This is a genomic window from Alteromonas sp. MmMcT2-5, assembly GCF_022348315.1.
Lineage (GTDB): Bacteria > Pseudomonadota > Gammaproteobacteria > Enterobacterales > Alteromonadaceae > Alteromonas > Alteromonas macleodii.
On sequence record NZ_JAKRFB010000039.1, the window covers coordinates 1 to 13,690 of the forward strand.

Genomic DNA, 13,690 nt, shown 5'->3' on the forward strand with positions numbered 1-13,690 from the left:
TTTTACTCTTTGTCACAGTCCTTTAACTTAGCCCGCTAGGCTTGCAGGACTGTTTCGCGATTAAAAGGCTTCCATTTAGACCAAAATTCGTACACCAAAAGTCAACAGGCCCTAGGCTGAAAGAACCTTTTCAACGAGCTGGTTTTTCTGCTCCTGCGGTAAAAAACTTGCCTTGAAACTATTTGCTACCAACGTACGAATTGTTTTTTCGTCAATACCCAGCGACTGGTGCAACGCTTCAAAATTGTCATTTAAGAAGCCACCAAAATACGTAGGATCATCAGAGTTAACCGTGACCAGAAGCCCAGCATCAAGAAGCTGGACAATATTGTGGTCTTTCATATCATTTATCACACACAGCTTGAGGTTACTTAACGGACAAACAGTGAGTGGAATTTGTCTTTCTTTCAAGAGGTCCATAAGCGCTTCATCTTCTTGGCAGCGTACACCGTGGTCAATACGATCAACGTCCAATAGCTCGATGGCTTCCCAAATGTAAGATGCCGGTCCTTCTTCTCCAGCATGGGCGACAATTTTAAATCCCAGCGCTTTGGCTTTTTTGAATACGCGTTCGAATTTTGACGGCGGATGACCAAGTTCGGAGCTATCTAACCCTACCGCTGTAATGTGCTCGTAATAAGGCTCTGCTGCAGAAAGCGTATCGAAGGCAGCATCTTCTGGCAAATGGCGAAGGAAAGACATGATTAAATAGCTACTGATACCGTATTCATCTTTTGCTTTTTCCATCGCCTTCAAAAAGCCTGGCATGAAAATATCGAAACCTATGTCACGCTCTGTATGGGTTTGCGGATCAAACATAATTTCTGTGTGGACGATATTGTCCTCATGACACCGCGTTAAGTATTCCCACATTAAGGCAAAGAAATCATCCTCATCGCGAAGCACGCCCGCCCCTGCATAATATAAGTCAAGGAAGCTTTGTAGATCTTCAAAGTTATACGCCGCTTCTATCTCTTCCACGCTAGCATAAGGAAGTGATACACTGTGTTTTTCAGCTAGGCGCCACATGAGTTCAGGCGTTAAGCTACCTTCTATATGCAGATGCAGTTCGGCCTTTGGAATGTTTTTAATTATTGATGACAGCGACATGGCCCCTCACTTATTTGCACCACAACAATGCAATGGCATTTAATTGGTGCGTAATAGTTTATCTTTAATGCTATCTGTAAACGAGTTCTATTGCTCATTTAGGTTTTGTTTGCGGTTTTTTTGACTTCATCTATGTTGATTACTAACCGTTTGGCTGGCTTTGTGCTGCCTGGCTAGTGACCTTGAGTCACGCAATGGCTATTAATTAGTCATTGTACTGAAAAGTAAGTTAGCACAAAACACACCAATAAGTTGACTAATTGGTCAGTTTATTGCTTTCAACGCACAAAACACACAATGAAATACTAACAGAGAACTCTTGATGTCCAACAACGTAATCGAACGGCTATTTAAGCTGCAGGAACACGGAACAACAGTAAGAACAGAGATCATTGCAGGACTTACTACGTTCGCAGCCATGTCTTATATACTCGTGGTGAACCCAGGTATTCTTGGGTTAAGTGGCATGCCCGTAGAGGGCCTAATTACAGTGACAGCAATAGCGGCGTGTATTGGCACTTTAATGATGGCGCTAATGACTAACTACCCTATTGCGTTGGCCCCAGGCATGGGCTTGAACGCCTTTTTCGCGTTTACCATTTGTCTTGGTCGTGAAATCCCATGGGAAGCAGCGCTTGGTATTGTTTTCTGGAACGGCATTCTCTTTTTACTCCTTTCTCTCACCGGAGTTCGAACCAAAATAGCCGAGTCTATACCTCCTTCTCTCAAAATCGGCGTGCAGTGTGGCATAGGTTTATTCATTGCCTTTATCGGCCTTAAAAATGCGGGGCTGATTGTTGATAATCCTGCAACCTTCGTACAGCTTGGCGACCTTTCTGAGCCAGCAGTAATGTTAGCGCTCATCGGCATTATCTTTACTATCGTTCTTATGGTGAAACGCGTTACAGGCGCTATCTTAATCTCTATCGTAACACTCACCTTAATTGGTGCTTTTATCCCCACTGAAAACGGTACCTTAACTGCAACGCCTTCTGCTGTAGTTGGCATGCCAGAATCTATTTCAAACACCTTTATGGCAATGGACTTTTGGTACCCAATCGATCACCTTGCTGAAACGTGGGACCTCATTTTCGCACTTATGTTTGTGAACATGTTCGATACCATAGGTACCTTAATCGGCGTATCTCGAAAAGCCAATCTACTTACACCCGAAGGCAAGCTACCGAAAATTGGCTCAGCAATGACAGCCGATGCATCAGCGAGTATTGCTGGCGCATTAGTGGGTACATCTCCAGTAACTAGCTATGTGGAGTCCGCTACAGGCGTATCGGCGGGCGGCAGAACCGGGCTTACCGCAGTAGTGGTTTCTGTCTGCTTCTTACTCTCGCTATTTTTAACACCGCTAATGAAAGTTATCCCGCTGATGGCCACTACGCCAGCGCTATTGATGGTAGGTATTTTAATGATGGAATCGATTCGACAGGTTGATTTCGACGACTTAGGTGCGTTAGCCACTGCTTCTGTTGCACTTATCGCCATGCCGCTCACATTCAGCATTAGCGAAGGCATTGCCCTTGGCTTTATTACTTATGTTGGCATTAAGGTAGGTACGGGAAAATTTAAAGAAGTAACACCGCTCACTTATGCACTAGCGATTGTTTTCTTATTACGATACTTATTGGATTTAAAATAATTCAACGGCGCTTATTGCGTGCCTGTAAGTTAACGCTTTAGATACAAAAAAGGTGGCTTTCAACGCCACCTTTCTTATTAAACTAGGCAAGTGAAAAAGATATACGTTTACTTCAATCCATCGTAAGTGAAGGTAACGGCTTTATCACCCATAAATACGATTTTAACGTGCTTACTGTCTTCATTGCCCCATGTACATGCCATGGTACCCATTGTTTTTCCTCAGTTGTCAGCTGAACCCAGAATTGCTTCAACTTCGTCCTGAGACATACCCATATTAGGGGCTGTTAACCTTTTCTGTGCATTTTTGCAGCGTCTGTATGTCATCTAGACAAGGAGGATGTTTGAAGGTCTAGTGGGCCTAAATCGAAAACATTCAACGCAGTATAGATGACATACAGGCGCTGCCCGGAGGGGTCGTCATGGAGGCCTTTTACTCTTTGTCACAGCCCTTTAACTTAGCCCACTAGGCCTGCAGGACTGTTTCGCGATTAAAAGGCTTCCATTTAGACCAAAACTGCACAGAAAAGGATAACAGCCCCTTAGTTATCATAGTTTTCTTTAGTCAGCTTTGAGCATGCTGTCAGCGCTAGCGCCCCAAGGGCAATAATGGCTAGTTTTGTTTTCATGGTTTTGTCCTTTATTAAGTGAAGGCGATAGCGCTCCATTTGTTTCACTTTCGTCTCTTCACTTTACTGTACTTCAAATATAGTAGGCGTACTGTAAACGCTACGTACGCGGCTTGTCACCACCATCTTTAGGATGAAGCTCCAACCAGTGACGGGCAATTTGCTCTCGTGTCGCTAGCCATACTTTATCATGAGACTTAACGTACTCGATAAAGCGCTTAAGTGCGGCGAGTCGAGCAGGCCGTCCTATTATGCGATTATGAAGGCCGATAGATAGCATCTTAGGCGCTTCTTCTCCTTCTTCATACAACACGTCAAACGCATCTTTTAAGTAGGTGAAAAACTGTTCCCCACTGTTGAAGCCCTGAGGCGTGGCAAAGCGCATATCATTGGTGTCTAATGTGTACGGCACCATCAATAACGGCTTGCTGTAATGGCAGTCGTAGTAAGGTAAGTCGTCAGCATATGAATCGGCGCAATATAAGATATCGTCGCGCTCTGCAATCAACTTCAGCGTATTCGGACTCGTTCTTCCTGTATACCAACCTACAGGTTTACTGCCCGTTAACTGCTCATGAAGAATAATCGCCTCATCAATTTGTTTACGCTCTTGCTCTTCGTCCATGTCTTGATAATGCACCCAGCGCATGGCGTGGCTGGCGATTTCCCAACCTGAATCCATCATGGCTTTTACGGCGTCAGGGTGTCGTTGCATAGCCATAGTGACGCCAAACACAGTAACAGGAATGTCGTATTTATTAAGCAAACGGTGTAAACGCCAAAACCCTGCACGACTGCCGTATTCGTAAATAGACTCCATGCTGAGGTGGCGATCTTTATACGCTTGTGCGCCGATAATTTCCGATAGGAATATTTCCGACGCCTCGTCACCATGAAGCACGCAATTTTCGCCACCTTCCTCGTAATTTAATACGAACTGAATCGCGATTTTTGCGTCGCCCGGCCACTTAGCATGAGGTACATGTTGACCATAACCAATCAGATCACGAGGGTAAACAGACTCTGTCATGCTACACCTCGAAGTTTTCTGGCACAGATAACCCACAGCCACCGAGCACGAGTTTTACCACTTGTTTTGTAGCGTCTTCAAAATCTGATTTTGTCATCTTTTTACCGCGTAGACGGGTTATTTGCGCAGAGAAGTCAGCATAGTGCTGGGTACTAGCCCAAATAGTGTAAAGCAAATATTCACCTTCAACAGGTGGCAGTTTGCCGGCCTTTACCCATGCATTAATAACCGCAAGTCGCCCTTTCATCCAAAGCGCATGCTCTTCATCAAAGTAGCCACTTAAGTTTTGTGCACCATTGATAATTTCCATCGCAAAGATCTTAGAGGCCATTGGATGCGTTCGCGACACTTCCATTTTCTCGGCGATATAATTGGCGAGTACCTCGGCAGGATCATCTTCTACTGTGGCTTTATCAAAACGTGAGTTCCACAGCGAGAGGGTTTCTTCTAGTACCGCTACGTAGAGCTCTTGTTTTGTTTTGAAATAATACAAAACGTTGGTTTTAGGAAGTCCTGCTTCATCAGCAATTTTTTGTACTGCTGTACCTTTGAAGCCAAACTGTGCAAAACATTTTTCAGCGGCTTGGAGTATTTTTCTTCTGTTCATAGCGCCAACGCCAGCGTCAGCACTTTTTACCTTCATCATTATTATTAAAATTCCTTTGCAATCTACTTTGCAAGCGCACGGGCAGTATAAATGCTGCATGCCTTTTCGATAGGTTAGCATTTATTGCCGACGAGTTGCTATGCTCTTATAGATCATACATACCCTATGCAGGGAGTGTTAACCATACTAAAACACGAATTACGCGAATAGTTCAAAACCTTGCACGAATCTTGCCTTATTCTTTATTAACAAATCGACGTAGTGCTTAGCAAAAGAAAAATAGAAAGGTATCACTTCTTTTTTTCCAATCAAATTTGCGCAAAATCATGGCCTTTTAGAACTCGGCCTTTTTTTATAAGCAATAAATTGACCAAATGGTCTACTTTTATTGAAAAAATACAGCTATATTAATGAATACAAGAATGAATATAACAAGAAGGTGTGAGTATGATTCGCTTTCTAGTAAATAACGATGTCGTTGAATTAAATGAAGCGCGGGCCGACCTCACCCTTCTACAATTTATTCGCGAACATCGCAAAAAAACAGGCACAAAAGAAGGCTGTGCAGCAGGAGACTGCGGTGCATGTACCGTAGTACTTGTGGAACCAGCCTCTTCAAATAGCGCTGCAGAACTTAATTATCGAACAGTGAATAGCTGCATCACGCTAATGAGTACAGTTCATGGGAAGCAGCTTTTATTTGTTGAGCATTTAAACGATGGTAAACACTTACATCCTGTACAGCAGGCATTAGTTGATCACCATGGTTCTCAGTGTGGCTTTTGCACGCCTGGGTTTATTATGTCGATGTTTGCCCTATATCACAGCAATACAAAACCAAATCGCGACGATGTGCTGCACGCTTTATCAGGCAACTTATGTCGCTGCACAGGCTACCGCCCTATTATCGATGCTACGATGGCGGTGTGCGAACAAACACCTGATGATCAATTCACTGCACGCCAAGCTGCTACCCTTTCTACATTGCTATCATTATCTGGTGAGAAGCCCACTGGTACGGGAAATATCCATACGCCAACGTCTCGCGAAGAACTGAAGACTCTGATTCAAGCGCATCCAACTGCACAGCTAGTCGCTGGCAGCACGGATTTAAGCCTTCAGTTCACGCAACAGCTAAAAGATGTAGAAACGCTTATCAGTGTGACGCATATTGATGCACTAAAACAATGCACCAAAAGCGAGCATTCTCTTATTCTTGGTGCAGCTGTACCGCTAAATGATGCGGCACCTTTATTACTAAATGCATTTCCGCAAGTGGCTGAGCTTGTTACCCGATTTGCCTCGTTGCCTATCCGCAATCAGGCTACCATTGGCGGTAACGTGGCTAACGCTTCCCCTATTGGTGATATGCCACCGTTTTTACTCGCATTGAATGCCATACTGCATTTAGATAACGGCGAGAGCGTTCGTATGATCCCAATTAGCACATTCTTCACAGGCTATCGCGAGACCATGCTGGCGAAAGATGAATGGATAAGTGCAATAGAAATACCATTGAAACAGCCCAATCAAACATTAGCTGCATATAAGATATCGAAACGATTTGAAGATGATATTTCTGCAGTATGCGCCGTATTTAATGTCACACTCGACAACGGCAAGGTAGAAGCCATTAGCAGTGGCTTTGGTGGCGTAGCAGCAGTTCCGTCAACCTTCAATGCGTTAGAAAACGTTTTGAAAGGTAAGCAGTTCGCTAGCAACGAATGTTTAACGTTGGGCAAACAAGTCTTATTCGATGCATTTTCACCTATCGATGATGTGCGCGCTACAGCCCAATACCGTAAAACTGTTTTAGCTAACCTGTGGCATCGCTTCTGGTTAGAGAACCAAACAGCAAACCAAATTGAAACACGGGTGGTGCAGCATGCGTAAGTTAATTGATGCCCCTAATCCACTGCAACAAAACGACAAGCAAAGTGTCGTTCACGTATCTAAAAAGCACGAGAGCGCAACACGCCAAGTACAGGGCAGCGCCAACTATGTTGACGATGTTATTGAACCTCAAGGCACTCTTTATGCTGCAGTTGGTGTAAGCCAATGCGCAAAAGGTACGATTAACTCGATAAATCTTGACGCTGTTCGCCAAAGTGAAGGCGTTGTAGATGTGGTTACGATTGACGACGTGCCTGGCCATAAAGATATTGGACCTGTATTCGAAGGCGATCCGTTACTTGCTAATGGCGAAATCAAATTCTTCGGTCAGCCTGTATTTGCAGTACTTGCCACTTCGATAAACCTTGCCCGACAAGCTGCGCTAAAAGGGAAAGTAGAGGTGAGTGAAGCCAAACCTATACTTAGTGCCGAAGCTGCCCACCAGCAGCAAACGTTTGTGCGTCCCCTACATCGGTTTGGCCAACACACTGACCGCGTTGAAAGTACATTTGAAAAAGCGATCCACCAAGCACATGGCACGCTCAGTATTGGTGGACAGGAACATATGTACTTAGAAGGACAAGTGAGCCTTGCGATCCCTGATGAAGAAGATCGCATGAAAATCTATACGTCTAGTCAACATCCCAGTGAGGTACAAAAACTCGTTGCCGAAGTGCTATATGTAAAATTGCACCGTGTAATGGTAGACATGCGACGTATGGGCGGCGGCTTTGGCGGAAAAGAAACGCAAGCCGCGCAATGGGCCTGTATAGCGGCTTTACTGGCATCGCGCAATCAATGTGCGGTTAAGCTTCGCTTACCACGCTTCACCGATATGCATGTTACTGGCAAACGTCACCCGTTCGAAAACGAGTTCGACGTGGCCTTTGACGAGACAGGTAAAATTGAAGCCACCCGCATGACAATCAATGGTATTTGTGGGCACTCGCCTGATTTATCTGACGCCATTGTCGATAGAGCCATGTTCCATGCGGACAACGGTTATTTCTTAGGTGATAGCGACATTGTTGGCCACAGATTGCAAACCAATATGGTATCGCACACCGCTTATCGAGGCTTTGGCGGACCGCAAGGTATGATTATGGCTGAAGCCGTGATTGATAAAATTGCCCGTGCTATTGGCAGCGACCCCCTATCGGTAAGAAAACGTAATTTATACGGCCCCACGACAGGTAGTTTTACCCCCTACGGAATGAAGGTAGAACATAACCTTCTGCCCGATATGATTGCCGAGCTAGAAGAAACCGCTCAGTATTGGAAGCGCCGTGAAGCTATTGCAGCGTTTAACCGCGAAAGCCCGGTGATTAAGAAAGGTTTAGCGCTAACGCCTGTTAAGTTTGGCATTTCATTTACCGCGAAGCATTTAAACCAAGCTGGCGCTTTAGTGCACATTTATACTGATGGTAGTATTCAGGTGAACCATGGTGGTACTGAAATGGGCCAAGGGCTTCACACCAAAATAGGCCAAATTGCAGCCAATGAATTTGGACTAGATTTGGATATGATTGAAGTCACTGCAACACGCACTGACAAAGTACCTAACACTTCACCAACAGCAGCTTCAAGCGGCACTGACTTAAACGGAAAAGCCGTACAAAATGCGTGTATTACGCTAAAAGCCCGTTTGGCCGAGTGCTTTGCTAAAAGCTTAGGTCTAGAGGGCCGCGCTAGCGACGTGCTGTTCATTAATGAGCACGTGGTATTGGATGAGCACAAAATTACCTTTACCGAGCTTGTGCAGCAAGCATATTTTGCTCGTGTATCTTTGTCTTCAAGCGGTTTCTACAAAACCCCAAAATTACAGTATAACCGCGACACCGGTGAAGGCCGTCCGTTTTTCTACTTTGCTTATGGCGTCTCAATGAGCGAAGTCTCTGTCGACACACTTACCGGTGAATATACGGTAGATAAAGTTAACGTGCTCCACGATGTTGGCAACAGTCTTAACCCTGCCATTGATATTGGCCAAATAGAAGGCGCGTTTATTCAAGGTATGGGCTGGCTTACCACAGAAGACCTTAAATGGAATGAAACGGGTAAGCTGATAAGTGAAAATATGGCGACCTATAAAATTCCAGCCATTGGCGATACGCCAAAAGAGTTAAATGTGAAGCTGTTTGGTAGAAAGAACGCTGAAGACAGCATTTACCACTCAAAAGCCGTGGGTGAGCCACCGTTTATGCTAGCCATTTCAGTGTGGTGTGCGCTTAAAGATGCCATTTCTAGTCTTTCTGGTTATACCGTTGACCCGCAGTTAGACACGCCAGCTACGCCAGAACGGGTGTTAAACGCGGTAACTGCTATACAGCAATCTGATTGCCGAGGCGGTGCGCTATGACACCCGGGTCAGCAACGTCATTTCGCGCCCCCCAATCATTTCGCGCAACGAACTGGCATGAGGCAATAGCCGAATGCCAAGCGCGTAATGAAGGCTATGTGCTTGTAACTGTGGTTGGCACTGCAGGCTCTACGCCTCGTGAACCCGGTAGTAAAATGGTGGTTACCGCTTCACAAAGCATCGATACCATTGGCGGCGGGCACCTTGAGTTTGATGCCATTGCCCGCGCACGAGAGTACCTTGCAAAAGGCGAAGCATGCACTGAACTTCACAGCTACCCGTTGAGCAGTTCTTTAGGACAGTGCTGCGGCGGCGCGGTAAAGGTGCTATTTGACGTGTGTAACGTTCATCAGCAGCACATCGCCATTTTTGGTGCAGGCCATGTTGCAAAAGCACTGGTGCCTATTTTGGCTCAATTGCCTGTACGCATTTCGTGGGTAGACAGTCGCGAGGAACTGTTTCCATCGTCTTTGCCAGCCAACGTGCACAAAGTCGTGGAAGAAGCACCAGAGAGCGAAGTTAGACACCTTGATGAGAACAGTTGGCTGATTATACTCACCCACGATCATCAATTGGACTATCGCATTACAGAGCAGGCGTTAAAGCAACCTTCCCTTCCCTTTGTTGGGTTAATTGGTTCAGACACCAAAGCAAAGCGCTTTATTACCAAGCTGACTCAGCGTGGGTTTGACGACAACGCGCTGGCAAGGCTATTTACGCCAATAGGTAACCGAGATATTCCTGGCAAGCAACCAATTGAAGTTGCCGTTTCTATATCTGCGCAAATTATCGAGCGTCTTCATGTAAAAGAAGTAACGGCAGGCAACAGTAACAAATACAGTGAGAAACCCGCTACAGCGTTTCACAAAGAAAAGGACACCATCAGTGATACTTAAAGAATTAAATACGCTAAGCGCTGAAGAGGCGTCTTCTTGGTTTGAGCAATGCTGCGCGGCGAAAACCTGGATTTATCAAATGGTAAAAGCACGCCCCTACAGCGACAAGGACGCACTTGTTAATCAAGCGAAGAGCGCGTGGGCCAAATGCAGTGATGACGACTACCTTGAAGCTTTTACGGCACACCCCATGATTGGCGACGTTGATTCGTTGCGCAAAAAGTTTGCAAATACCAAAGCCATTGCTGCGGGCGAGCAGTCGGGTACAGCCAGCGCGTCCGAAGCCGTTTTACACCAGTTAAAAGAAGCCAATCACGCCTATTTAGACAAGCACGGGTTTATCTTTATTATTTGTGCCACCGGTCTTTCTGCGCAGACTATGTTAGAAGCATTACAAGCTAGGCTACCCAATACCACAAAGCAAGAGATTACCAATGCTGCTGCAGAGCAAATAAAGATAACCCTATTGCGTATTAACAAAGCGCTGGATTAACCCCCGTATTTTCAAAAAAATAGTCAATACGCATTGAATAGTTTTTAAGGAAAACAGTATGAATACGCTTTCTAGCCACGTACTCGACACTACATTAGGTAAGCCAGCACAAGGCATTGCCCTTACACTTACACTACCTGACGGTAGCACCCTTTCGGGTGAAACGGATAATGACGGGCGTTTTAACAACTGGGGCGTTGAAGACGGTTTTGCCGCAGGCGTTTATACCCTGCGCTTTCACTGCAAGCCTTACCTTGTAGAAACGCATGGCAAAAGTTTCTACCCACACATTGATATTACATTTGAACTTGATGAAAATGGCGGTCATTATCATGTGCCACTTCTTATCTCTCCATTCGGTTTCAGCAGCTACAGGGGCAGCTAACAAACATGCAGCTTTTTCGTGCAAGCATTGCGCACTTTCCTAACCAAACTACACAGTTCGATAATGACATCGCTATATTCAAAGACGGTGGTTTGTTAGTAGACAATAAAGAAATAAAAGACATTGGCACATTTGAAGAGATAGCAAAGCGCTACCCTGCTGCCACTGTGACAGATTTTTCAGGCAAGTGGATTTTGCCAGGTTTAATAGACAGCCACCTGCATTATCCGCAAACACAGAGCATAGCTCATTATGGCGAACAGCTGTTGAGCTGGCTTGAAAACTATACGTTTCCCACAGAAATGCAGTTTGCTGACAGTGAACACGCTAAAACCATTGCTAACGTATTTTTGCGCCAATTGCTAAAGAACGGTACTACCACAGGTTTTGTTTTTACTACGGTTCATAAAAGCAGTAGCCACGCATTATTTAGTGCAGCAAGCGAAATTGATATGGCAATTGTGGCCGGTAAAGTATGTATGGACAGGAATTGCCCTAGTGCGCTTAATGACTGCGCCGACACAGCACAAGCTGACAGTGCAGAATTAATCGAAGCTTGGCATAACAAGGGCCGCAACCGCTATGCGCTAACGCCCCGTTTTGCCCCAACCAGTACTGAAGCTCAGCTTGCTGCATTAGGGGAACTTGCCAAGCAGTATCCCGACGTTTTCATTCAAACACACTTGTCTGAGAACTTAGACGAGATTGCATGGGTGAAGAGCTTATTCCCTAAAGCGGACGGCTATTTAGATGTATATGACACCTACAACCTTGTGCGTGAACGTGCGGTGTTTGGCCATGGCATTCATCTTACGCCTAACGAATGGGCGCGCTTAGGCGAAAGCGGCGCTACGGTAGCCTTCTGTCCGACATCTAACCTGTTTTTAGGAAGTGGCCTTTTTGATATGACCGCAGCGCGTGCTAACAAGGTCCATGTGGCTATGGCCACCGATGTGGGTGCAGGCACTACGTTTAACATGTTTAAAACCTACGGCGATGCATACAAGGTTAGTCAATTGCGCAGCGAGCCCATCAGCCCGTTAGAAGGCTTTTATCTTATGACCCAAGGCGCGGCCGTAGCTCATGCGCTTGATCATGAAATAGGCAACTTAAACCCAGGCACCACTGCTGACTTTATCGTTGTTGAGCCTAGGTTTGACGAATTGACACAATTGAGAATAAAAGAAGACGCGGACTTTGACGATGTGTTTTTTGCCTTGAGTATTTTAGGTGATGACCGCGCTATCGACCAAACGTGGATAAGCGGCACCTGCCGCTATAAAAAAGAACATCATTAATAACAGGCTGCTGTAGGGCTTTTTGGCCCTAAATAAGGAGAACAATAATGCCGTGGCTAGATTGGATAAGTTTATTTGTACGTTGGTTCCACGTTGTAGCGGGTGTAGCGTGGATTGGCGCGTCGTTTTACTTCATTTGGTTGGATAACAATCTACGCACGCCACCTAAATGGAAACAGGACAAAGGTATCAAAGGCGACTTATGGGCTATTCACGGTGGCGGCTTTTATGAGGTCGCAAAATACGCCTATGGCCCAGAGAAAATGCCAGAAACACTGCACTGGTTTAAGTGGGAAGCCTATACCACGTGGTTATCGGGTTTCGCACTACTCATAATTGTTTATTACTTTGGTGCTAGCGCTTATCTTATCGACCCTTCGGTAAATGCCATGTCACCTACCACGGCAATATCTTTAGGTTTAGGGTTAATCTTTGGCGGACTAGCCTTATATGAATTTGCTTGTCGCAGCCCATTGGCAAAATATCCACTCGCCTTCGGTATTGGATTAGTCGCGCTTGTTTGTATTGTCAGCTACCTGTCTACCCAATGGTTTAGCGGTCGCGGTGCCTATATTCACGTTGGTGCGCTTATTGGCACTATCATGGCAGGAAATGTCTTTTTCAACATCATGCCGAACCAGCGCAAAATGGTAGCAGCTGTAGCCGATAAGAAAGATATTGATCCTAATTGGGGGGCGAGCGCTAAATTGCGTTCGGTACACAATAACTACTTTACGCTGCCACTGCTGTTTATCATGATTTCAAATCATTACCCCATGACGTATCAACACCCGCAAAATTGGCTGGTACTCATTGCGATAATGGCCGCTGCCGCTTGGATACGTCATTTCTTTAACTTGCGTCATGTAGGCACCACTAAACCTGGTATTTTAGTGTCTGGCGCAGTCGCCATGCTAGCAATCGCCCTGTGGGTGTCATGGCCACAGTCGCCATCACATACATCGAATGAAGGACATGAAGATGTGACCCTTGTCGATGAAGTAGGTAAAAAAGTAACGGCTAACAATGCAGTCGCCCAAGCGAGTTCTGAAGTAAGCAATGAGCGAGTAGTAAGCTTAATTACAACCCATTGTGTGGGTTGCCACTCGCGCACGCCAACCGACGATATCTTTAAAGTCGCGCCTTTAGGCGTAGTATTAGATACATGGGAAGATATTGAAAGGTTTGCGCCACAAGTGGTTCGAAGAACCACTGTGACCAAAGACATGCCATTTTTAAACAAGACAAAAATGACAGACGAAGAGCGTCAGGAAATAGCGCGCTGGTTCGCTCAAAGACAAAAATAGAATGGCGAAAGCGATGTAGATATCGAGTCT

Annotated in this window: 12 protein-coding genes; 8 read left to right on the forward strand and 4 right to left on the reverse strand. The window is 45.5% G+C overall.

What is annotated here, in order from left to right:
• Positions 1–111 precede the first annotated feature (111 nt).
• Positions 112–1,110 (reverse strand): adenosine deaminase, encoded by a 999-nt coding sequence (locus MHN09_RS15285; protein ID WP_014976199.1) that lies wholly within the window; start codon positions 1,108–1,110, stop codon positions 112–114.
• A gap of 322 nt (positions 1,111–1,432) precedes the next feature.
• Here MHN09_RS15285 and MHN09_RS15290 point away from each other — a divergent pair, with 322 nt between their 5' ends.
• Positions 1,433–2,764, forward strand: a complete 1,332-nt coding sequence (locus MHN09_RS15290) for an NCS2 family permease (RefSeq protein ID WP_014949076.1) — start codon at positions 1,433–1,435, stop codon at positions 2,762–2,764.
• A gap of 541 nt (positions 2,765–3,305) precedes the next feature.
• Here MHN09_RS15290 and MHN09_RS21480 read toward each other — a convergent pair.
• From MHN09_RS21480 to MHN09_RS15300, 3 genes are read right to left on the reverse strand one after another with little or no spacing between them, the layout of a single operon-like run.
• Entirely contained in the window at positions 3,306–3,440 is a 135-nt protein-coding gene (locus MHN09_RS21480; RefSeq protein WP_275446548.1) for a hypothetical protein, read from the reverse strand.
• 52 nt (positions 3,441–3,492) lie between these two features.
• Positions 3,493–4,422 carry an allantoinase PuuE gene (gene puuE, locus MHN09_RS15295; RefSeq protein ID WP_049588806.1) on the reverse strand — a complete coding sequence of 310 codons (930 nt, stop codon included), beginning with the start codon at positions 4,420–4,422 and terminating at the stop codon, positions 3,493–3,495.
• 1 nt (position 4,423) lies between these two features.
• The gene (locus MHN09_RS15300; RefSeq protein WP_239241335.1) at positions 4,424–5,068 is read right to left on the reverse strand and encodes a TetR/AcrR family transcriptional regulator; all 645 of its coding nucleotides are present in this window, start codon (positions 5,066–5,068) and stop codon (positions 4,424–4,426) included.
• Between the two features lie 408 nt (positions 5,069–5,476).
• Between MHN09_RS15300 and xdhA the strand changes: the two genes are divergently transcribed.
• Genes xdhA through MHN09_RS15335 form a run of 7 tightly spaced genes read left to right on the forward strand, consistent with a single transcriptional unit; the run spans position 5,477 to position 13,660 of the window.
• Positions 5,477–6,922 (forward strand): xanthine dehydrogenase small subunit, encoded by a 1,446-nt coding sequence (xdhA, locus tag MHN09_RS15305; protein WP_239241337.1) that lies wholly within the window; start codon positions 5,477–5,479, stop codon positions 6,920–6,922.
• On the forward strand, positions 6,915–9,281 hold the full coding sequence (gene xdhB / locus MHN09_RS15310; RefSeq protein WP_239241339.1) for a xanthine dehydrogenase molybdopterin binding subunit: 2,367 nt from the start codon (positions 6,915–6,917) through the stop codon (positions 9,279–9,281). Before xdhA ends, xdhB begins: the two co-directional genes overlap by 8 nt.
• A complete protein-coding gene (gene xdhC / locus MHN09_RS15315) occupies positions 9,278–10,177 on the forward strand; it encodes a xanthine dehydrogenase accessory protein XdhC (RefSeq protein ID WP_239241341.1) in 900 nt (299 codons plus the stop codon). Before xdhB ends, xdhC begins: the two co-directional genes overlap by 4 nt.
• Positions 10,167–10,670, forward strand: a complete 504-nt coding sequence (gene uraD, locus MHN09_RS15320) for a 2-oxo-4-hydroxy-4-carboxy-5-ureidoimidazoline decarboxylase (protein WP_239241343.1) — start codon at positions 10,167–10,169, stop codon at positions 10,668–10,670. Before xdhC ends, uraD begins: the two co-directional genes overlap by 11 nt.
• A 58-nt stretch (positions 10,671–10,728) precedes the next feature.
• Positions 10,729–11,055, forward strand: coding sequence for a hydroxyisourate hydrolase (uraH, locus tag MHN09_RS15325; RefSeq protein WP_014976192.1), 327 nt, complete (start codon positions 10,729–10,731; stop codon positions 11,053–11,055).
• Between the two features lie 5 nt (positions 11,056–11,060).
• The gene (guaD, locus tag MHN09_RS15330) at positions 11,061–12,353 is read left to right on the forward strand and encodes a guanine deaminase (RefSeq protein WP_239241345.1); all 1,293 of its coding nucleotides are present in this window, start codon (positions 11,061–11,063) and stop codon (positions 12,351–12,353) included.
• Positions 12,354–12,400: 47 nt separating this feature from the next.
• Positions 12,401–13,660, forward strand: a complete 1,260-nt coding sequence (locus MHN09_RS15335) for a urate hydroxylase PuuD (RefSeq protein ID WP_239241347.1) — start codon at positions 12,401–12,403, stop codon at positions 13,658–13,660.
• Positions 13,661–13,690 lie beyond the last annotated feature (30 nt).